Origin of the sequence: Segatella copri, assembly GCF_026015295.1 — a bacterium.
GTDB classification, from domain to species: domain Bacteria; phylum Bacteroidota; class Bacteroidia; order Bacteroidales; family Bacteroidaceae; genus Prevotella; species Prevotella copri_C.
In genome coordinates this window covers 3,272,012-3,294,017 of sequence record NZ_JAPDUW010000001.1, presented here as the reverse complement: position 1 = coordinate 3,294,017, position 22,006 = coordinate 3,272,012, and the positions used below count along the sequence as shown (strand labels likewise).

Annotated in this window: 14 protein-coding genes; 7 read left to right on the top strand and 7 right to left on the bottom strand. The window is 45.3% G+C overall.

Translation table 11 applies throughout. From position 1 onward, the window contains the following. Positions 1-205: 205 nt before the first annotated feature. The 4 genes from rpsT (at position 206) to ONT18_RS13785 (ending at position 6,154) form a co-directional block, all read left to right on the top strand. On the top strand, positions 206-460 hold the full coding sequence (gene rpsT / locus ONT18_RS13800; RefSeq protein ID WP_006847644.1) for a 30S ribosomal protein S20: 255 nt from the start codon (positions 206-208) through the stop codon (positions 458-460). A 308-nt stretch (positions 461-768) separates the two neighbouring features. Beyond that, positions 769-2,739 carry a DNA topoisomerase (ATP-hydrolyzing) subunit B gene (gene gyrB, locus ONT18_RS13795; RefSeq protein ID WP_264906208.1) on the top strand — a complete coding sequence of 657 codons (1,971 nt, stop codon included), beginning with the start codon at positions 769-771 and terminating at the stop codon, positions 2,737-2,739. A gap of 131 nt (positions 2,740-2,870) precedes the next feature. Continuing rightward, entirely contained in the window at positions 2,871-5,246 is a 2,376-nt protein-coding gene (locus ONT18_RS13790) for a glycoside hydrolase family 95 protein (protein ID WP_264906206.1), read from the top strand. Between the two features lie 14 nt (positions 5,247-5,260). Beyond that, complete coding sequence (locus ONT18_RS13785; protein WP_264906204.1) at positions 5,261-6,154, top strand: alpha-L-rhamnosidase N-terminal domain-containing protein; 894 nt, start codon at positions 5,261-5,263, stop codon at positions 6,152-6,154. An 83-nt stretch (positions 6,155-6,237) separates the two neighbouring features. On the opposite strand, the gene ONT18_RS13780 is transcribed toward ONT18_RS13785, so the two are convergent. The 4 genes from ONT18_RS13780 to ONT18_RS17420 all read right to left on the bottom strand — a co-directional run bounded on the left by ONT18_RS13780 (position 6,238) and on the right by ONT18_RS17420 (position 10,462). After that, positions 6,238-6,873 carry a DUF3109 family protein gene (locus ONT18_RS13780; RefSeq protein WP_264906202.1) on the bottom strand — a complete coding sequence of 212 codons (636 nt, stop codon included), beginning with the start codon at positions 6,871-6,873 and terminating at the stop codon, positions 6,238-6,240. A gap of 92 nt (positions 6,874-6,965) precedes the next feature. Further along, entirely contained in the window at positions 6,966-7,631 is a 666-nt protein-coding gene (locus ONT18_RS13775; protein ID WP_118151277.1) for a uracil-DNA glycosylase, read from the bottom strand. A gap of 102 nt (positions 7,632-7,733) precedes the next feature. Continuing rightward, entirely contained in the window at positions 7,734-9,257 is a 1,524-nt protein-coding gene (gene gpmI, locus ONT18_RS13770) for a 2,3-bisphosphoglycerate-independent phosphoglycerate mutase (RefSeq protein WP_264906200.1), read from the bottom strand. Positions 9,258-9,382: 125 nt separating this feature from the next. After that, positions 9,383-10,462 (bottom strand): winged helix-turn-helix domain-containing protein, encoded by a 1,080-nt coding sequence (locus tag ONT18_RS17420; protein ID WP_437183730.1) that lies wholly within the window; start codon positions 10,460-10,462, stop codon positions 9,383-9,385. A gap of 203 nt (positions 10,463-10,665) precedes the next feature. On the opposite strand from ONT18_RS17420, the gene ONT18_RS13760 reads away from it, so the two are divergent. Further along, positions 10,666-11,529 (top strand): GLPGLI family protein, encoded by an 864-nt coding sequence (locus tag ONT18_RS13760; protein WP_264906197.1) that lies wholly within the window; start codon positions 10,666-10,668, stop codon positions 11,527-11,529. 87 nt (positions 11,530-11,616) lie between these two features. After that, positions 11,617-14,169: a hypothetical protein gene (locus tag ONT18_RS13755; RefSeq protein WP_264906195.1), complete on the top strand. Its 2,553-nt coding sequence runs from the start codon at positions 11,617-11,619 to the stop codon at positions 14,167-14,169. A 227-nt stretch (positions 14,170-14,396) separates the two neighbouring features. On the opposite strand, the gene ONT18_RS13750 is transcribed toward ONT18_RS13755, so the two are convergent. Further along, positions 14,397-16,748, bottom strand: coding sequence for a beta-glucosidase (locus ONT18_RS13750; RefSeq protein WP_264906884.1), 2,352 nt, complete (start codon positions 16,746-16,748; stop codon positions 14,397-14,399). 421 nt (positions 16,749-17,169) lie between these two features. Here ONT18_RS13750 and rhuM point away from each other — a divergent pair, with 421 nt between their 5' ends. Beyond that, positions 17,170-18,162, top strand: a complete 993-nt coding sequence (gene rhuM, locus ONT18_RS13745; protein ID WP_117692932.1) for a virulence protein RhuM/Fic/DOC family protein — start codon at positions 17,170-17,172, stop codon at positions 18,160-18,162. A 260-nt stretch (positions 18,163-18,422) separates the two neighbouring features. Here rhuM and trmB read toward each other — a convergent pair whose 3' ends face one another. Together trmB and ONT18_RS13735 are read right to left on the bottom strand one after the other, a co-directional pair. Next, complete coding sequence (gene trmB, locus ONT18_RS13740) at positions 18,423-19,193, bottom strand: tRNA (guanosine(46)-N7)-methyltransferase TrmB (RefSeq protein ID WP_040553112.1); 771 nt, start codon at positions 19,191-19,193, stop codon at positions 18,423-18,425. 139 nt (positions 19,194-19,332) lie between these two features. Further along, positions 19,333-21,969 carry a carboxypeptidase-like regulatory domain-containing protein gene (locus tag ONT18_RS13735; protein WP_264906191.1) on the bottom strand — a complete coding sequence of 879 codons (2,637 nt, stop codon included), beginning with the start codon at positions 21,967-21,969 and terminating at the stop codon, positions 19,333-19,335. Positions 21,970-22,006 lie beyond the last annotated feature (37 nt).

The window sequence follows — 22,006 nt, the reverse complement described above, 5'->3', positions numbered from 1 at the left end:
AAAAATACAAAAAAATGCGCATTTAGCGAAAATTTTCCATGAAAAATTTGCTAGATTCAAATAAAAGTAGTAACTTTGCACCCGCAAATAAGCAATGGTCCCTTCGTCTATCGGTTAGGACGAGAGATTTTCATTCTCTAAAGAGCAGTTCGACTCTGCTAGGGACTACAAACATTTAAGAAATAAAAAAAATAACATAAAGAAGATGGCAAATCACAAATCATCAATCAAGAGAATCCGTCAGGACAAGAAGAAGGCTTTGCACAACAAGTATTATGCAAAGACTATGCGCAATGCTGTCCGCAAGTTGCGCAACATGTCTGACAAGGAAGAGGCTGCAAAGCTCTATCCTACTGTTCAGAAGCTTTTAGACAAGTTGGCTAAGATCAACGTTATCCACGACAACAAGGCTGCAAACTTGAAGTCTGGTCTTACAAAGCACATCGCTAAGTTGGCCTAACTTATAAGTCAAAGCAAAGAAATAAATAAGGCTGCAATCCTATTATAGGGTCGCAGCCTTATTCTTTTCTATGAACCCGACTACCCACTTTCTGCATCATAAAATCTTCCCATCACAACCGGTTTTATACTACAACATACCCTATAAAAACGCGCAAAACGATTATTAAACAGCTTTTTCAAGACACTTTTGCCGCTAAAGTTCACATTCTACGTTTTTTCTTCACTTTTTGGTGATTTTTCACAAACAAAAGTTCCTGTTTCTCAGCTTTTTTTAGTATCTTTGCACGGAAATAAGACAATACTAAAATGGCAGAAAATCAAAACAACGCAAATAATTACTCTGCGAGTAACATTCAGGTTCTGGAAGGCCTGGAAGCTGTTCGCAAACGTCCGGCGATGTATATTGGTGACATCTCCGAAAAGGGTCTTCATCACTTGGTAAACGAAACTGTAGACAACTCTATTGACGAAGCAATGGCGGGCTACTGTACCGACATCGAAGTTACCATCAACGAAGACAACTCTATCACCGTAGAAGATAATGGTCGTGGTATCCCTGTGGATATGCACGAGAAACTACATAAATCAGCCCTCGAAGTCGTTATGACCGTGCTTCACGCAGGTGGTAAGTTCGACAAGGGTTCTTACAAGGTATCTGGCGGTTTACATGGTGTGGGTGTAAGTTGTGTGAATGCACTTTCTACCCACATGTTGTCACAGGTGTTCCGTGACGGCAAAATCTACCAGCAGGAATATGAGAAGGGTAAGCCTCTCTATCCGGTTAAGGTGGTAGGTGAAACCAACAAGCGCGGTACACGCCAGCAGTTCTGGCCAGATCCAACCATCTTTACTCACACTGTCTATAAGTGGGACATCATAGCCAACCGTATGCGCGAGTTGGCATTCCTCAATGCAGGTATCAAGATTACCTTGAGAGATTTGCGCCCTGACGAGGAAGGTAAGACCAAGGAGCAGGTTTTCCACGCTAAGGATGGTTTGAAGGAATTCGTCCGTTACGTAGACCGTCACCGCACTCATCTCTTCGATGATGTTATCTATCTGAAGACAGAAAAGCAGGGTATTCCTATCGAGATTGCTGTGATGTACAACACAGATTACTCTGAGAATATCCACTCATACGTCAATAACATCAACACCATTGAGGGTGGTACCCACCTGACTGGTTTCCGTATGGCGTTGACCCGCACCTTGAAGGCTTACGCAGAAGCAGACCCAACCATCTCTAAGCAGATTGAGAAGGCAAAGGTAGAGATTGCACCAGAAGACTTCCGCGAGGGTCTTACTGCCGTTATCTCCATCAAGGTAGCTGAACCTCAGTTTGAGGGACAGACCAAGACCAAGCTCGGTAACAGCGAGGTACAAGGTGCCGTTCAGCAGGCTGTAAACGAGGCTTTGTCTGATTATCTGGAAGAACATCCAGACGAGGCAAAGCGAATCTGCGAAAAGGTTGTCCTGGCTGCTACGGCCCGCATAGCTGCCCGCAAGGCACGTGAGAGTGTACAGCGCAAGAACTTCATGACAGGTGGTGGTCTTCCTGGTAAACTTGCCGATTGCTCAATGAAGGATCCTAAAGAATGCGAGATCTTCCTCGTCGAGGGTGATTCCGCCGGTGGTTCTGCCAAGCAGGGTCGCGACCGTTTCCGTCAGGCTATTCTCCCATTGCGTGGTAAGATTCTGAATGTAGAAAAGGTACAGTGGCACAAGGTATTCGAAGCTGAGTCTGTCATGAATATCATCCAAAGTATCGGTGTCCGCTTCGGTGTAGATGGCGAAGACAGCAAGGAGGCTAATACCGACAAGTTGCGTTACGACAAGATTATCATCATGACCGATGCCGACGTCGATGGTTCTCACATCGACACATTGATTATGACACTCTTCTATCGTTTCATGCCAAAGGTTATTGAAGAAGGCCATCTGTATATCGCTACCCCACCACTCTACAAGTGTACTTATCGTAGCAAGGTAAGCGAGTATTGCTATACAGAGCAGCAGCGCCAGGCATTCATCGACAAGTATGGAGATGGAGTAGAAGACAAGAATATCCACACCCAGCGATACAAAGGTTTGGGTGAGATGAACCCAGAGCAGCTTTGGGAAACTACTATGGACCCATCTACACGCTTGCTCAAGCAGGTTACTATCGAGAACGCAGCCCAGGCTGATGAGATTTTCTCTATGTTGATGGGTGATGATGTAGAACCACGCCGCGAGTTCATCGAACAGAATGCTACTTACGCCAATATCGACGCTTAAAGTTAACACGAACATATTGGGGGTAGACTCAGCGAGAGTCTTCCCCCTTTTTTGGATAGCCTCATCCAATGAGCATCACCTTCCGACTTCGTTTCCGGGCATCGAATTAAAAAACCAACAATACCATCTTTATGAAGCATATATTTTTTACGATTGCGTTAGCTGCCTCCAGTACATGGAACTGCCAGGCAACAACAGTAAGTAAAGAGTTGCAACCCAACAAGTTGTGGTACAACAAACCTGCATACGCCTTCGAAGAGTCACTGCCATTAGGCAATGGCAAACTGGGTGCGCTGGTTTATGGTGGAGCCAATAATGACTCTATCCAGCTCAACGACATCACCCTTTGGACGGGCGTGCCTGTGAATCCCAACGAAGGTGGTGAAGCCTACAAGTGGATTCCGAAAATCAGAGAGGCGCTGTTCAAGGAGGATTACAAGACCGCCGATTCCCTGCAACACTATGTGCAAGGCCATAACTCGGAGTTCTATCAGCCACTGGGCATGATCAATATCAAAGACTGCAACCAGGGCGAGTTTACGGATTATTACCGCGAACTGAGCCTCGACAACTCCCTGGCTACTGTTCATTACAGGCGCAACGGCATCCAATACACCAAAGAGTATTTTGCTTCTCATCCCGACAAGATGATTGCCATCAAGCTGAGTGCCTCCCAGAAGAGATCCATCAACAGCGACATCTCACTCACTTCCCTCATTCCCCATCAGGTAAAAGCATCCAGAGGACAGCTCACCATGACGGGACATGTTCTCGGCGATGAAGCCAACAGTACGCATTACTGTGCCATGCTTCAGGTGAAGAACACCGACGGAAAAGTGTGGGCAAGCGATTCTGTACTCCATCTGAAGGATGTGAGCGAGGCTATCATCTATCTCGTAAACGAAACAAGTTACAACGGATTCGACAAGCATCCTGTGAAGGAAGGAGCTCCATACATCGAGAACGTTACCGATGAAGCCTGGCACCTTGCCAACTTCACTTACGAAGAATTCAAACAGCGTCACATCGCCGACTACAAGAAACTCTTTGATAGAGTAAGTTTGAGTCTGAAAGGAGCCAAGTTTGATGCCACCCGCCCTACCGACAAACAGTTGCTCGCCTACAGCGACAACCACGAGAGCAACCCTTATCTGGAACAGCTCTATTTCCAGTATGGCAGATACCTGCTCATCAGCAGCAGTAGAACCAAGGGAGTGCCTGCCAACCTGCAGGGACTCTGGGCACCAGCCCTCCGTTCGCCATGGCGCGGCAACTATACCATCAACATCAACCTGGAAGAAAATTACTGGCCGGCAGAAGTTGCGAACCTCTCAGAACTGGTAGCCCCAGTAGACGGATTGGTAGAGGGTATGGCTGTGACAGGTCGCCACAATGCCCAGCACTTCTATGGTATCGATAAGGGATGGTGCGCTGGACACAACACTGATGTCTGGGCTATGACCAATCCTGTAGGAACCGGAAGCGAAAGTCCGCAATGGAGCAACTGGGCTATGGGTGGAGCCTGGCTTGTAGAAACCCTTTGGGATCACTATGACTATACCCGCGATACCGAATATCTTCGCAATACAGCCTATCCGCTGATGAAGGGGGCTGCCGACTTCCTGCTTGCGTGGCTCATCCCGAATCCACACAATCCAAACGAACTGATTACTGCTCCTTGCACATCGCCAGAGGCAGATTACATCACCGATAAGGGCTACCGTGGCAGCAGTTTCTATGGCGGAACCGCCGACCTCGCCATCATCCGCGAGCTCTTCAAGAATACCATCAAGGGAGCAAAAGCCCTGGGCATCGACAACGATTACCAGCAGCAGTTGCAATCAGCCCTCAATCGCCTGCGCCCTTACCACATCGGTAAGCGAGGCAATCTGATGGAGTGGTACCACGATTGGGAAGACCAGGATTGGCATCATCGCCACCAGTCACACCTGCTGGGACTCTATCCATTCCATCAGATTTCGGTAAACAAGACTCCGGAACTTGCTGCTGCCGCAACCAAGACCCTAGAAATCAAGGGCGATAATTCCACCGGTTGGAGTACAGGCTGGAGAATCAACCTCTGGGCTCGTCTGCATCGTGCCGACAAAGCTTATCAGATATACCGCAAGCTGCTCACCTACGTAAGCCCTGAAGTCTACAAGGACAGCAAACACCGCAGCGGTGGCACCTACCCTAACCTCTTTGATGCCCATCCACCTTTCCAGATAGATGGCAACTTCGGAGGCACAGCAGGCGTATGCGAGATGCTGATGCAATGCGATGGCGAGACTATGCATCTTCTTCCTGCTCTACCTAAAGAATGGCCTGCAGGCGAAATTAAGGGTATCAAAGCACGTGGAAACTACGAGATTAATCTCGTATGGAACAATGGAAAGGTCAGCAAAGCTTCCATCACCAGCAAGAATGCCGGAAACCTGACCGTCAAGTATAATGGTAAGCAGAAAGCATTAAATTTCAAGGCTGGCGAAACAAAACTCATAAAATAGACAAATAATCATCTATGAGATATTTTACAATTCTCATCTTTACAACTCTCTGGGTGCTGAATTCCTATGCACAGGAATTCGGTACCCATTGGGTATCATATCCATTCCCCAACGATTCTTCTGAGATATTATACAGGAAAATCTATCATCTTGATCAAAAGCCTTTAAAGGCTGAGATAAACATGGCAAGTGGAGGAAATACCCGCCTATACATCAACGAAAGAAATGCTACGCCAAGCATTTTCAACGAAGGAGCCAGAGACAGCATCCTTCTGATGCAAACCATAGATATCTCCAGATATCTGAAAAAGGGCGAAAACATCATCGCGGTCTGGTATGCACCAGGAAGAATAAGAAATAAGAGCAAACAACTCTCGCTGGAACTTCATGGCTGGTATACAGACTCTGTTCCTTTTTATCATAAAGCAGACGAAACATGGTGGTGCAAACCCCTGAAGGGCGGCAGTTACAACGAAAAAGAACACTTTGACAATAGAATATACACTACTGAGTGGAAATCGGCTGAATACCAATCTTCAGGATGGGTTCATCCGACAGGTGCCTTCAATGATACGGTAAACTATATCTTTGTTGACCAGCTGCCATACCTCACCCAGAACAAGCTTCAAATGGTATTAGAACCATACAAGGAGGAATTCGATCATCAGGGATGCCGTATAGACTTCGGACGTCCGTTCCGTGGAACCATCCGGCTCACGATACGCAATGCCAGCAAAGGAACAACACTTCATATTAACGGAAACCAATATGTATGCAGTGGCGAAATGGACGAGCAAGCCTATTACCGCATCCATGCTGAGCATCAAAAAGATTTCGTGATAACTTGGGATAAAGGTTTTAGAAGAAGTAATATCACAAATATAGAAGGATTAGAGATTTCGGAATAAGCTCAACAGCGTTTCGAAATCTCTTTTTTTATAAAACAAAAAAAGACTTCGGAACTATTATCTTCCAAAGTCTCTAACTGAATTTAGTCTTCCAATTCGGCAAGCACTTGCTCTGCCACTTCGCAAAGCTCATCATACCATTCCTTGCCGAACTTCTCTACCAGCGGACCCTCCAGGAACTTATAAACCGGAAGGTTCAACTCCTCTCCCTTCTTGATGGCATCCTTGCAGATGCGCCACTTGTTATAGTTGATGCCATACACCTCGTTGCCGAAATCCTTGGCACGGATTGGATACAAAGCACAGGAAATAGGCTTCTTGAACTTCGACTTTCCTTCGCGATAAGCACGCTCCAAGGCACAGAGACAACAATTCGGAATCGTATGTCCATCGCCCAGGTCTTTCAAATCCTGGTAGCAGGTAAACACACAATCCTTACCATTCACGATGCTCGTCACCAAATCGCCTTCAATATCGGTATAAGCCACGCCCTGCTTATCTATGATAGCCTGGGCAGAAGCTGAGAGATCATCCCAAACTACATCCAGCGCATTCTCTATCTCCATGATTTCATCCAGGGTAACAGGAGCTCCCGCATCGCCTTCGATGCAGCACTCGCCCTTGCAGGCATCAAGGTCGCAACAGAATTTTTCGGTGATAATATCAGGTGAAACCAACACGTTGCCCACCTGCAGAATACGCAGTTCGTTTTTCTTCATAATGTTTTTTGAGATGAATAAATTTCTTTAAGTGTATAATAAAAATAATGATAGCTACCCATGAGTGGATAGCTATATATTAATAGGTGTACCTACCATTGGATAGGCGCAATTCCGTTCTGCTGCAGATACGCATTGCAGCGGGAGAAATGATGATTACCAAACCATCCGCCTCTGTTGGCTGATAATGGCGAAGGATGAACGCTTTCCAATATCAGATGCTTGCTTGTATCGATGAGTTTCGCCTTGCTTCGGGCATAACCGCCCCAAAGGATAAACACCAGGTGCTCCTTATCCTTGCTGAGTGCCTTGATGGCAGCATCGGTAAACTCCTCCCAGCCTTTGCGCTGATGACTCGCAGCCTGATGGGCACGAACGGTCAACGTGGCGTTGAGCAACAATACTCCCTGCTTTGCCCAGCGGGTTAAATCGCCCGTAGCTGGCATCGGAGTACCGAGATCCATCTGAATCTCCTTGAATATATTAATCAATGATGGTGGGAAAGTGATTCCGTCCGGCACAGAGAAACTCAGTCCCATCGCCTGACCCGGCTCATGGTATGGATCCTGTCCGATAATCACTACCTTCACATCATCAAAAGGACAGAGATTGAAGGCATTGAAAATCAAGCGGCCAGGAGGATAACAGGGCGTACGCAGGTATTCCTCTTTCACGAAGTTTGTGAGGTCAACAAAATACTGCTTGTCGAACTCTTCTCCTATATGCTGTTTCCAACTTTCTTCTATCTTTACGTTCATGCTTAATATAAATTCAAAAGTATCTTAAGATACTTACGCAAGTATCCTAAGATACTTGGCCAAGTATCTTAGGATACTTTTTTGAGGTATATAAAATCGTTTTTACTTGTTGTCAGAAATCAAGTTCTCACCTGTCATATCTGCAGGCTTCTCCAAGCCCATGATATGGAGGATAGAAGGAGCTACGTCTGCCAAACGACCATCCTTTACGGTAGCTGAGTTGTTATCAGTTACGTAGATGAATGGAACTGGGTTCAAAGAGTGAGCAGTGTTAGGGGTACCATCCTCGTTGATAGCGTGGTCTGCATTACCGTGGTCAGCGATGATGATAGCCTCATAATCGTTAGCCTTAGCAGCCTCGATAACGTCCTTTACGCAGTTGTCAACAGCGTGAACAGCCTTAGCGATAGCGTTGTAGATACCTGTGTGACCTACCATATCACCATTAGCGAAGTTTACAACGATGAAGTCGTACTCCTGTGTGTTGATAGCACCAACCAACTTATCCTTTACCTCGTAAGCGCTCATCTCTGGCTTCAAGTCGTAAGTAGCTACCTTTGGAGAAGGAACCAGGATACGATCCTCACCCTCGTATGGAGTCTCACGACCACCATTGAAGAAGAATGTTACATGAGCATACTTCTCTGTCTCTGCAGTGTGGAGCTGCTTCTGACCTTGTGCACTCAAGTACTCACCGAGAGTATTCATTACGTTCTCCTTAGGGAAGAGGATGTGAACGCCCTGGAAGCTTGCATCGTATGGAGTCATGCAGTAGTACTGCAAGTCCTTGATGGTGTGCATGCCTTCCTCTGGCATATCCTGCTGAGTCAATACCTGTGTCAACTCCTTGGCACGGTCGTTACGGTAGTTGATGAAGATAACAACATCACCCTCCTGGATAGTACCGTCAACCTTAGAGTTATTGATTGGCTTGATGAACTCGTCAGTTACGTCCTCATCATAGCTCTCCTGCATTGCCTTCACCATATCGTCAGCCTGCTTACCCTTACCCTCAACGAGCAAGTCGTATGCTTCCTTCACACGGTTCCAGCGCTTGTCACGGTCCATAGCATAGAAACGACCTACGATGCTTGCGATGTGTGCACCGTTCTTGTCGCAGCAAGCCTGCACCTCCTCGATGAAGCCCTTACCGCTCTTAGGGTCTGTATCACGACCATCCATGAAGCAGTGAACGTATGTCTCCTTCAAACCATATTCCTTACCAATCTCAATCAACTTGAAGAGGTGATCCAAAGAAGAGTGAACACCACCGGTAGAAGTCAAGCCCATCAAGTGGAGCTTCTTACCTGTCTTCTGAGCATAGCTGTAAGCGTTGATGATCTCCTGATTCTTCAAGATGTCACCGCTCTCGCAAGCCTTGTTGATCTTAACGAGGTCCTGATATACCACACGACCTGCACCGATGTTGAGGTGACCTACCTCTGAGTTACCCATCTGACCTTTAGGAAGACCTACGTCCTCGCCACAAGTCTGGAGAGTAGAATGTGCTGAAACTGCTGTCAAATAATCGAGATAAGGAGTTGGAGTCTTGAAGATAACATCACCCTTATCATGCTTACCGATTCCCCATCCGTCGAGAATCATTAAAAGAGCTTTTTTTGCCATAATTACATAAAATAATTTAAATTCGAATTTCAGTGTGCAAAGTTACAACAAAATAGGTGAAGGACAAAATAAATTAAGATAAAAAAACTTCCACCTTTCTAAAAAGATGAAAGTTGATAACAAGATCAACAGGTTCGCAGGATATATCCCTTCTTGATGACAGCTTCGATACTTACCTTTTCATCCAGGTTCAATGCCCGGCGAAGATAGGTAATCTGCACGTTCAGGGCAAGGGAATTGGAGTATGAGTCATCACCCCATACTTCATTCAGTATGTAATCCCGCTCTACAAGCTGGTTCTGGTTCTCGGCAAGAAGCTTCAGAATTTCAGCTTGACGAGATGTGATGACTACTCTGAAATTACCACATAGCAGTTCATTCTGCGCATAGTAGAAAGCAATGGAACCGATAAAAACAGCAGATTCTTCACCTTTGTCGTCTTCTTTCGGTTGCTTCAACTCATAAATCATATTCTTCAGAAACTCATGGCGAATGCCATCAATGCGTTTCTGGAAGACTATGGTCTTAACCAGATAATACAGACATCCTATCAAGATGAAAAAGAGAAAGATGCTTCCTATCAATTGCCACATCATGGCTTTGAGCGTTCGAGTAATAGGAATGGGCACCTGAAAAGAAATACCTTGGCGAAACATTGGGTTCGTCTGATACTTTACCGTCACCACACGTGACCATCTGCCTTCGACATCATATTTTGCATTCAGGAAGACAGTCTTGTAATCCAGATGGCGAAAAAAGGATATCTTCCCATATCCCTTATCATCCAGTAATCTTTGATAAGAAGCCAACGAGGGATGCTTACCTATATTAGCCAGATATCTGCTGATGATGAGATAAGCATCATCACCCGTAAGATTAGGATCATTCAAACGGACAAGAAAGCGGTGATTGTTCCAAAAAGAAAGCGTAGTACGGCTACATCCCTTCTTCATATCATATTCAGATTCTATCTTAAGCATAACCGTATCTCTTCTACCTTTCGTAGATGAATTCTCCTGCAACTTTTTTCTATTCTTCAAATCTTGCGCTAACACTTCATCACAATCCTTCTTGAATTGCTCTACCTGCTGGTCTAAGCTATATTGACATTGAAGATGGAGCCAATATGCCTGCGTGCAGAACAACAATACGATTGCTACCCCACATACCATCCACACTATTTTCAGCTTACTGTTACTGTTCATACATTCCTGATCTTTTGAATTTGACGGCAAAGTTACTGAAAAATCCGTAAACAAAGGCAAGAGTAATAAAATAATAATAGGCGAAAAGAAGCAAAAGTAATAACTCAGTAACAGAAATCATCGATTTCATCGGATAATCTCAGTACTTTTGCATCACAAAAACGAATGAAACAGATAAAATAATGAATAAAAAGACGAAGATTATGAAAAAGGTATTATTGATGGTATGGCTTGCATTATATGCTTGCATGCTCCAAGCGCAAACAGTAAACCTGTTCGATGAATCAAGCATTGGCATGGGAGATTCCATTGATCAGGTAAAGTATCAGGTAGTATATGATGCCGAGTATATTTACGAAAAGAAATATACCAAGACCGACACCATCATTGGCCGTATTGAAGAGAAAATGCTCTTGCAGATTGGCAACAAGTATTCCGCATTCTACAGTTATCCGATATTCCAAAGAGACTCTACCATCTCTGCGAATATGGCAAAAGGAATACCTGCCAATTTTTCCGGTAATGGCGGACAGATTAATTGGAAAATATATAAGAACTATCCAGAACCGGGCAAAACTGCCTATCTCGATTTCTTTGCTGCCGACAGATATGTGTGCATAGAGCCGATGGAACCGACAGACTGGCAACTCACAGACAGCATCGATTCCATCTGCGGTTACGAGTGCCACCAGGCAATTGCCAAGTTTAAGGGTAGAACATGGATAGCTTGGTACACGGAAGACATCCCTATTGACAATGGTCCCTGGAAACTGAGCGGACTGCCGGGATTGATACTCAAGGCTCACGACTCCGAGAACGATTATGGATTTACGGCTGTAGGACTCACTACAGACAAAGGCTCCATACCTATCTATTATAAAGGTAAGACTTTCGAGCCTATCGACCGCAAATCATTGACCTCCATTTACAAAAAATACTATGCCGATCCAATCGGTTATCTGCTTCAAGATGCCAAGTATGCTGCAATTGTAAAGATCAAGGATGAAAAAGGAAATATCCTGAAGCATTCCAAGCGTGCTGAGCCATACAATCCGATTGAAAGATAATTAGCAGTTTACATTTTTGCCTGACAAGCGTCTTAAAGACATTAGCGAGATAAGTGTCTAAGGTAAAATAGAAAAGAGAGAAAAAAGATGAAGAAAATAATAGTTCTTTTCACTATTCTGTTCGTGGCGTGCCATGCGTTTGCCCAAGAGAAGATTAGCGGTTATGTAGAAGATTCACTTACACACAACCGTCTGACCAACGTATCGGTTACGCTGCTGCGCAATGGAAAGCCCTTGAAGTTTACACGCAGCAAGGAAGACGGAACATTCCTGATTCCCATAGCACAAAAGCAAACTGGCGATATGCTGCAAGCTTCCTATATGGGCTATAAAAAGCAAAAAACGGCGGTTTCATCGGGAAAAGAAACCATCATCAGTATGGCTTCAACAGCTTTTGTCTTGAAGGAAGTACAAGTAAAAGGCTCTCGCATCACGGGTCGAGACACCATATCTTTCGATCTCACCCGTTTTGCCAACGAACGAGATAACTCACTGAAAGATGTACTGAAAAAGCTGCCAGGCGTGGATATAGAGAAGAATGGTCGTATCAACTACAATGGTAAGCCCATCAACCGATTCACTGTGGAAGGTCTCGACCTGACCGGTGGCAAATATAACCAACTAGAGGAGAACATCAAGGCAAAAGACGTAAAAAAGGCCGAAGTCATCGAGCATGACCAACCTATCAAGGCACTCCAGAACAAAACCTTTACAGATAATGTAGCGATGAACATCGCCCTGAAAGACAGTGCCCGCGACAAACTGATGCCTACTCTCAAGCCCTACTTACTCGTAGGGCATCCATCCCACGTAGGCGGAAGCATCAATATCATGCAAATTGGCAAGAAGAAACAGATGATGTATGATGCAGAATACGACAGAACAGGTAAAAATCTCGGCTATGCATTTAACCAACTCGCATCTTACAGCAATCGTCTGGCACCAGCCTCCCTTCCATCATGGATATCAGTACCATCGCTTGACGCTCCTATCGACGAAGAACGCCTGCGCTTCAACACCTCGCAAAAATACTCCATCAACCATATCAAGAAGAACAAGGACGATGCAGAGACTCGCATAGAAGCCAACTATCTTCGTACGGTAACCCGACAAGAGCGAGAGAACATGAGTATCTACGACCTCGGCGGCGAAGCTCCCACAGTTACCACGGAGCACAACCACAAGACGATGATCAGCGATGCCTTCAATCTGCAATGGGAGAACAAGGTAAACAAGGCTGAACATTATGGCAACGAGAGCATCAGCCTCAGCGCAGCACAAAGCGACGGTTTGTCAAACATCAACAACACGCTGACCCAACGTGTCCGCATCCCAAAGCTCGACCTCTCGGCAAGTATCTACCGTCTCTTCGTCTTCAAGAAAAGTCAACTCTCTTGGCGTAGCACTGCCGACTATCACCATGGTGTGGCGGACCTCTACGTTAACGACGAGCGGAATCGCATCCGCACCAACCTTTGGCATACTGCCCACGCCTTACAGTGGATGAGGAATCGCTTCCACTGGACACAGGAATATAGAATGAGTATCGACCTCAACAACATCTATGCGAAATATCAGGAAAGAAGCGATGAAATCGGAAAAAACAACGGATTCACCGAAAACAGTCACGATGAAATCGGCAAAAACAATCTTAACATCACAGGGAAGTTCACCCCTTACTGGCAATACAAGACCGAGACGTTCCGTATGTCGTTCTCTCCCGATTTCATCTGGGAACGCTTCACCTATCCACAGAAAACTCTACTTACCATATCACCCTACCTTTACTTATATAAGAAATTAGATTTCCGAAGAGAGTTGACTATCTACACAGGATACAGTACAGGAACAGGCAATGCCACCAACTACGCCATGAAGCAATATCGTCAAAGTTATCGCTCTTGGTACACTTCGAGCGACATCATTCCGATAACTCGCTCTCTTTATGGCAAGTTGAGTTACGACTACAAGCGTCCTATCAAGGAAATCTTCTTCAGCGCATCGGTCAATGCCAGCAAAAACTGGATGAACACGGCATCCGACCTACGCATCGAGGATGGCAAATACTATACCTCATTATATAAACAGGACAGCAAGAGCAACAACCTAGGGGCATCACTCTACATATCGAAGGGTTTCTACGACCTACATCTGAAGACCCGCCTGGAGGGCAGTTACAACTACAGCAAGGGGGAGCAATACAGCAGCGGCAAAGCCATCAGCTACACCGCCGACAACTATACTGTAAAGCCTAGCATCGACTTCTCGCCGTCCTGGTGCGCCTTTAGCTATGAGGGAGAATTCTCTTTTTACAACTCGAAACGTCAAAAAATGGCGAAGTCATCGTTATTTAATTGGCACCAAAGCGTATCTGCCACCGCTACCATCAGCCATGTGGACCTCTCCTTCTCGCTCGTACATTATCGCAATGAACTGCAAGAGGGCAGCCACCTTAACACCCTCCTTGGCGATGCCTCGGCAGTTTGGAGAATGAAAAAGCTCCGCCTTTCAGCAGAGCTTCGAAACCTATTCAATAAGAAGAATTATATGGAAACCATCTATAGCGGCATCAGTACATTGACCGACTGCTATTATCTTCGCCCTCGCGAACTGATGATTTCCGTCCAGTATTCCTTCTAAACAAGAACTCCCATCTCAGAAAAGAGACGGGAGTTCTTTGCTTTTGAGGATAGGAAAATAGGTGCTGCGAAATTTATAAAGAAATAACTTTACAGACCAAATGTGGTGAAAAATATCTCTTAAGGGAAGATTTTATTTCCCTTAAGGGAAAATTCTCAATCTCTTCTTTCCCCATTTTCCGGGAGTTTCTTCTAGATAATCTCTTTCTAGAATATTATTTACACAGGCTACTTCTGCTTCAGATAGTTCAACTGAACATTAGGAGCGCAAGCATTGCTTGTTTTCTCGGTATATTCTGCCACCTTCAATGTAGCAGTACCCTTGATGTTCTCTACATCACTACCTACCTTAAAGAGATAGTTACCGGCATCTACCTTCCACTGACTGTTGACCTCATCGAAGCTGGCAAGATCGCGCTTTTCGAGGGTCATCTTCAAAGTCTGGCTCTCACCTGGATTCAGCAACTTGGTCTTGCCGAAGGTCTTGAGTTCCTTGGCTGGCTTCTCGTAAGCGCCCTTTGGAGCGGTGACATAAACCTCAGCAACTTCCTTGCCGGCAACCTTACCGGTATTCTTGATAGTTACGCTTACCTCAATGTTATTGCCTTTTGCCTTGACAGATGGCTTGCCAAACTCGAAGGTAGTGTAGCTCAAACCATAACCGAAAGGATAAGCCACATTCTTCTTGAAGGTATCAAAGTAGCGATAACCTACGTAGATATCCTCCTCATGGTTGCTATAATCGTAACCCTTGATATTACCCTTGCTCCAATCCAGCAGATTCTTGTAGGTGTACATATCGTAATCCTTGGCAAAGTTGGCAGTAGAAGGATGATCAGTAGCAGCGATAGGCCAGGTCATGGTCAACTTACCCGATGGATTCACCTTACCGGTCAGGATATCAGCTACAGAGTTACCACCCTCGATACCTGGCTGCCAAGCTACGAGAATAGCATCCACACGGTCTCTCCAGCTGGCAGTCTCCATCACAGAACCAGAGTTGATGATGACAATCACCTTCTTACCCTTGGCATGAAAAGCATCAGATACACGGAAAATCATATCCTGCTCTATCTGACTGAGGTTGAACTCACCATTGACCTGGCGATCCATTCCCTCACCTGCCTGACGACCGATGGTGATGATGGCAGCATCTGCCTTTGGCTCCTCGCCAGCTACACAACGCTCAGTAATCTCGATTTCATCGAGTTTTGGCTGACCCTGATCCAGGAACCACATCATCGGATTCTTGTCTGCCTTCAACTTAGCCTTGGCATACTTCACATAATTCTGATAGATTTCCGTAAGCTGAGGAGTAGTTGCCACGCCGATATTCTTCAAACCGGTAACCATATCCACAGAATAGCCTACATTAACGGCTCCACTACCGAGGCCACCCGACATAAAGTCGTAAGAGTTGACACCGAAGAGTGCCACGGTCTTCAAGCCCTGGATAGGAAGAGCGGCATCATTCTTCAGGAGCACCATACCCTCAGTAGAACTCTGACGGGTGATGGCAGCATGAGCCTTCAAGTCTGGCTCACCACTATATTTATATCCCTTGAATCGAGGAGTCTTCACGATATACTCGAGCATGCGGCGAACATTGCGGTCCACATCCTTGATATCCAGCTTGCCATTCTTTACTGCATCAACAATATCCTGCACCTGTGCTGGATAACCCGGCATCATCAGGTCGTTGCCAGCCTCTACTTCCTGTTCCAGCGGAAGGTCGGCACGCTTACCAATCCAGTCGGTCTCCACGATTCCCTTATATCCCCAGTCGTTGCGGAGAATATCGGTCAAGAGTCCCTTGTTGCCCTGGGCATAAACACCGTTTACCTTATTATAGGCAGACATGATAGTCCAAGGATTGCTCTTGCGAACCATCATCTCGAAACCCTTCAGATACAACTCACGGAGAGCACGCTGGCTCAATCGCTCATCCACCTTGGTACGGTCAGTTTCCTGAGAGTTCACGGCAAAGTGCTTGGCACTTACACCCACGCCCTGGCTCTGCACACCCTGTACAAAGGCGGTTCCGATAAGACCCGTTACGATTGGGTCTTCAGAATAATACTCAAAGTTACGGCCACAGAGCGGATTGCGATGCAGGTTCATACCCGGTCCGAGCACAACATCACAGCCATACTCCAGGGTTTCGTTACCGATAGCCTCACCCACCTTGCGCACCAGATCGGTGTTCCAGGTAGAAGCCAGACAGGTTCCGATAGGGAAACCGGTGGCAAAGTAGCTACGGCTGTCACCTTCGCGATGAGCATCGATATGAACTCCGGCAGGGCCATCACACTGTACGGTAGTAGGAATGCCGAGACGAGGAATGGCTACAGTAGTACCCGCAGCACCCGGCACGAACTTCTTCTGATGTCCGAGCATAGCACCACTACCCACGAATCCATCGTTACCACCGCCCACTAAGAGTTGGGCTTTCTCTTCCAAGGTCATCGCCTTGATTACTTCTTCGATGTTATTGGCATTCAGTTTTGGTGCAGATTGCGCCATCACTGTAGTTGCCATCGCTCCAGCCGCAACGGTAAGAGCCAATTTCTTGTAGTTCATCATTTTGTCGTTTATCTAGTTAGTTATTACTTTTCTGTTCTTTTAGTCGTTTCGTCAGTTCCATGCAGTCCCTGAGAATACTGCATTTCTTCAAAAACTTGCTGCAAATATAATAAAATAAGGTGGAAACGCCAAGCATTTCCACCTTTTTTTCTTGAATTCAACAAGATTATTCCCGGATTTAACAAAAGGTATAGGAAGAACATAACATACTATACATATCCCTAACCTAAGACTAGTCCTGATATTTAATCTGGAAGTAATCAAAAACAAAACATTCCTTCCATTTCAATCTTTCGCAAATTTCATCAAAAAGAAGAAAAAATACTCGAAAACCTTGTAGGAATCAAACAATTATCGTATCTTTGCCGAATTATCCAAAAAATGGGTACTAGAATAAGAACTTTTAATAAAGAAAGGTATGGAGCAGAGGAATTCATCCATCGAAATCTATCGTTCCCCAGAGGGCAACATAGAGCTGAATGTAAAATTAGAGAATGATACCGTTTGGCTTACACAAAGCCAAATGGCAGAGTTGTTTGCTGTTGACAGAACATCTGTTACACGACACATTCGCAACATTTACAAGAGTCAAGAACTAGACGAAAAGTCAACTTGTGCAAAAAATGCACAGGTTCGTTTTGAGGGTAAGAGACAAATCATTCGTGATATTCCTTATTATAATCTTGACATGATTATTTCGGTAGGGTACAGAGTGAATAGCAAGAATGCGACCTCTTTCCGCCGTTGGGCAACCTCTATCTTGAAGCAATACATTATCAAGGGTTACGCCATCAACCAGAAGCGCCTAGACAATTACAACGAACTGAAAGAAGTGGTTCGTTTGATGTCACGTGCGATTACATTGCAAGATCAAGTATCCGAGGGCGAATATAACGGACTGTTCAATGTCATCAGCGACTATGTTTATGCCCTGGATACTCTCGACAAATATGATTATCAGACATTACTCATAGACAAGACGACTCAAGCCGAACCGTTCCATGCCACCTACGAAAATGCAATGGAAGCCATCAATGCTTTGAAAGAAAAGTTTGGAGGCAGTAAATGGTTTGCCAATGAGAAGGATGATTCATTCAAGAGCAGCATAGGTCAGATTTACCAAACCTTCGGTGGTGAAGAACTCTATGCTTCGGTAGAAGAAAAAGCAGCCATGCTGCTCTACCTTGTCGTAAAAAACCATTCATTCAGCGATGGCAACAAGAGAATTGCGGCCATGCTTTTTCTTTGGTTTATGGAGAAGAATGGCATTCTGTATGCAGAAAATGGACATAAGAGGATTGCCGACAACACACTCGTAGCACTGACTCTGATGATTGCAGAAAGCAGAACTGAGGAAAAAGATGTAATGGTAAAAGTAGTCGTCAACTTGATTAACAAAGACAATCAATAAGTATTGCCATTAAAAAGCCGCACAACAGCTGTTCTACGCATGCACAACAGCTGAAAGACAAGCGCACAACAGCTGATGTGCGACCGCATATCAACTGTTGTGCGCTTCGAGATACTTACTGTTCCAACAACTTCTATTGTATCTCCGAACAACTTCAGTTACTTCTTTCAGATACTTATGACGCATTCTTCAAACGCCAATAACACTTGAGGAAAGACATTCAAAGCATTGCGGAAGCTTATTCAAATCATTGTAGAAATCTACTTCGCTGTATCCTTTGAGCTTCGCTTATCACGGCGATAACTGCGATAATCATCCAGCGGAATCTCAATATCAGGTTCCACCAACTCGCCCTCACGTGGCAAGGCGAACTTCTGATACTTGATGTTCAAGCCACGCTCTATCCACATACTCTCATAATAGGTTTGGATAGAGAGAATCTTACGGGTTTCCTCATCGATACCCTCCTGATGATAGAGGTCCTCGGTGCGGAAGAGCACAGGCAGATGGTTGCCATCCACCATATAAGTGGTATAGGTGAAGAGGAAGTTGGAGTCCGTCTTCAGATGGATGATACCGCCATCCACGAGGAAGTGGCGATAACGGTTCATGAAGTATGTAGATGTAAGACGCTTGCGAGGATTCTTCATCTGCGGGTCAGAGAAGGTGAGCCAGATTTCCTGCACCTCATCCGCAGCAAAGAAACGGTCGATAATCTCGATGTTGGTACGGAGGAAAGCCACGTTCTTCTGTCCTTCCTCTATCGCCTTCTTGGCACCGGTCCACATTCGTGCGCCCTTGATATCCACACCGATGAAGTTCATTTCAGGATAGAGCTTGGCAAGTTCCACGGTATATTCACCCTTGCCGCATCCCAACTCCAGCACGATAGGATTATCATTGTGGAAATACATCTCACGCCACTTGCCCTTCATATCGAAAGGCACGTCATCTACAACACTATATGGATACTGGAACACGTTCTCGAAACGCTCCATATCCGCAAACTTTGCTAATTTTCCTTTGCTCATTGATTCTTTTTTTCTTCGTTTGGGTGCAAAGGTACAAAAATTATAAATACTCTTATTACAATTACATTTATAATTTTTGATATTTAACCAAATCTACCGGAAATTCTTTTCAGAAACGGCAGAAATGTTGCCTCCATCATCAAAAATGAAAGAATATAGACATCAGTATTGTCCTACCTCGCAACTGATACTCCTTGCTCGTACGGGTCAACCCAGAATAAACGGTATAACCGTAGGTGCGCTGATTGAAAAGATTAAGCGCAGTCAGGCTCAACTCCATACCATTCCTGAAGCCATAACTGGTGGATGCATCGGCAAGAGTAAGATTTTTGTGCTGATGATCTGCTATCTGATTGCGATAATGCTCTCCATGCAACTTGATGAACCATGACTTCAATGGCTGGAAGTTGAAAGTGAGATTCTGGGCAAGATTGGTAGAGGAAGAATCGAAACCCAAATTCTTCAATACCATCTTATCCTTATCCCAGTTCAGCTCATAGGTGAAATTGAACCAATCCACAGGACGACCACTCCATTTTGCCGACAACATATAGTTATCAGATGAATAGGCTGAAGGAGAATCGTTCTGACGCAGGAAGCCATCAAACCTCAGATAATCAAAACCTACGCTAACGAGTCCATGCATGAATCCCAATCCCTTACTTACCTTTCCACCAGCCATCAGGTTTTCAGAACTGCTGCTGTTGGAGAAATAGGAGTTGATGATATAATCACCCACAAAATCACGAGCCACCGTAAGATGACTGTCAGACCAGCTCTTGCGGATGTAGGCATTGGCAAAGATGGTAGCAAGAGGACGCTTATAGTTGATGTTGAAGGAAACATGCTTGCCCTTGTCGGCGGTATAATCCACAAAACCCGTATAAAGATTACGGTAATCACGCATCAGCAGTCCCTGATAGAAATTCTGTTCATCCACTTCCCGCTGAGCGATTCCACCGGAAAGCGTAGCCTGCAAACGGGCGGTGAGGAAATAGCTCACACTGAGTTGAGGAGCAACCTGTGTCTTGCTGGTATTCTCTTTCGCTCCCATCAACTTATCATTATAATAATAAGGTGTAAAGGTGATGGGCATCTGGAAACGGATATGCCAGCCACCCTGGTTATACTCTGCCTCCGGCGATGCATAGGCACGGAAGAAGGTCATGCCTATCTGATTGCGCATATTGCCCAGGGAATCGGGCACTTCCTCCAGATGACTCTTCATCGTTCTGCTCAATACCTGCAAGCCAACCTTCATCATTACGGTAAAAGGCTTGAGGAAAAAGCCGAGCGAAGTATTGGTATGACTGAAGAATGCTGCCGAACGAACGCTTTGATAAGCCGTTTGCTGCGAATTATCAACAGACAGAGAGTGCGGATTCACCATATAAGCATTATACGTGTTAAAGGTATAGGTTCGTTTACCACTCCGATGCAACAGTTCCAGCTTGTCTGATACTTTATATTTCGGCATCTTGACCTGCTGATGATTAGGATAAGAGCCGGCAATATCCATCATGACATCATTCCAGGCCAGGTCGGCGGAAAGCTGATTGGCGACATACGCCTTTTCGCCATTCGAAGTCAGCGTAAAGTCGGCAACCAATCTGTTCTGCTTCTGTTTAGCCTGTTCATCCTCTACATCATAAATGGTTGAATCATTCAGAAAATACTGGGTATTACTGAATGAGGAAGAAAGAAGACGGTCATGGGTATAGACTATCTGAGAAGACAAATCTGTATTTTTGCCTAACACCCAGAGATTATTGGTTGTGAAAACATGGGTCTGGTTCTTACGCACACGGCTGTCTGAAATATCCGTCAGCTGGTCGGGCGTAACATTCACGTAATCTTTCAGATTATAAGAATTTCTCATCACTCCAGTGCCATCATCCGAAAAGAGGAGATTGCCCTCACCGGTTACATCCGTACCTATATTATTACTCTTGAAGGTATTGAGTGACTGGGCTTTCTTGGCAAAGCGCATCAACGACATCTCGCCTTCCCAGACATTCAGCTTACCAAACTTCTCCCCTTTCTTCTGCTCCATACCGCCACCTGCCTTCAACGTTCCTACCAGACGACTCTTGGCAGATTCCTTCAGTTTGATGTTGATGGCAGGGTCTTGCGAAAACGACATATCTTCCAAAGCCTTGATAGGTTGATGATTGGTCATCACCTCTACCGAACCGACATCCTTCTGATGGATATTGTTGGTGGCGATGGAATAGCGGCCGCCGAGCATATCATGTCCTTCGATATAAAACTTGTTGATAGCTTTGCCGTTATATTTGATTTCTCCCTTGTCCGACACCTCCATTCCCGGCATCTTCTTCAAGACATCAGCCAGACTCTTGTCGTTGGCATCGGCAAAGCTTGCCACATTGTAGGAGATGGTATCGCCTCGCTGCCGGATGCTTGGAGCCTTCACCACAACATCCTTCAGCTTTGTAGCCTGCTCCGTCAGGAGCACATGATATTGGGTAGTATCCTTTGATAAGGGGATAACTTTCGTAGCATATCCCATCATCGAGAAATGCAGCACGTTACGACCATCCGGAATAGCATTGAGCGACAGCAGGAAACTTCCATCTGCCTGCGTCTTGGTAAACTTCAGGATTCTATTGCCGGCAGCAGGTCGGATGGTAACCATCACCCCCTGCAGTCCGTTGCCCGTATAGGCATCTTCCACCTTACCCGACAAAGTGACTTGCTGGGCATAGGTCAAAGTGCTCATACAGATAAACCACAGATATAAAAACAGTTGCTTCATAAATTATCTTCTTGAGAAACCAATCCGTTCTCTCTTT

Coding starts and splice junctions, on each gene's coding strand:
- ONT18_RS13755 (WP_264906195.1), top strand. CDS start 11,617: ATGAAGAAAATAATAGTTCTTTTCACTATTCTGTTCGTGGCGTGCCAT.
- ONT18_RS13760 (WP_264906197.1), top strand. CDS start 10,666: ATGAAAAAGGTATTATTGATGGTATGGCTTGCATTATATGCTTGCATG.
- rpsT (WP_006847644.1), top strand. CDS start 206: ATGGCAAATCACAAATCATCAATCAAGAGAATCCGTCAGGACAAGAAG.
- ONT18_RS17420 (WP_437183730.1), bottom strand. CDS start 10,462: ATGAACAGTAACAGTAAGCTGAAAATAGTGTGGATGGTATGTGGGGTA.
- ONT18_RS13780 (WP_264906202.1), bottom strand. CDS start 6,873: ATGAAGAAAAACGAACTGCGTATTCTGCAGGTGGGCAACGTGTTGGTT.
- rhuM (WP_117692932.1), top strand. CDS start 17,170: ATGGAGCAGAGGAATTCATCCATCGAAATCTATCGTTCCCCAGAGGGC.
- ONT18_RS13775 (WP_118151277.1), bottom strand. CDS start 7,631: ATGAACGTAAAGATAGAAGAAAGTTGGAAACAGCATATAGGAGAAGAG.
- trmB (WP_040553112.1), bottom strand. CDS start 19,193: ATGAGCAAAGGAAAATTAGCAAAGTTTGCGGATATGGAGCGTTTCGAG.
- ONT18_RS13750 (WP_264906884.1), bottom strand. CDS start 16,748: ATGAACTACAAGAAATTGGCTCTTACCGTTGCGGCTGGAGCGATGGCA.
- gpmI (WP_264906200.1), bottom strand. CDS start 9,257: ATGGCAAAAAAAGCTCTTTTAATGATTCTCGACGGATGGGGAATCGGT.
- ONT18_RS13735 (WP_264906191.1), bottom strand. CDS start 21,969: ATGAAGCAACTGTTTTTATATCTGTGGTTTATCTGTATGAGCACTTTG.
- ONT18_RS13785 (WP_264906204.1), top strand. CDS start 5,261: ATGAGATATTTTACAATTCTCATCTTTACAACTCTCTGGGTGCTGAAT.
- ONT18_RS13790 (WP_264906206.1), top strand. CDS start 2,871: ATGAAGCATATATTTTTTACGATTGCGTTAGCTGCCTCCAGTACATGG.
- gyrB (WP_264906208.1), top strand. CDS start 769: ATGGCAGAAAATCAAAACAACGCAAATAATTACTCTGCGAGTAACATT.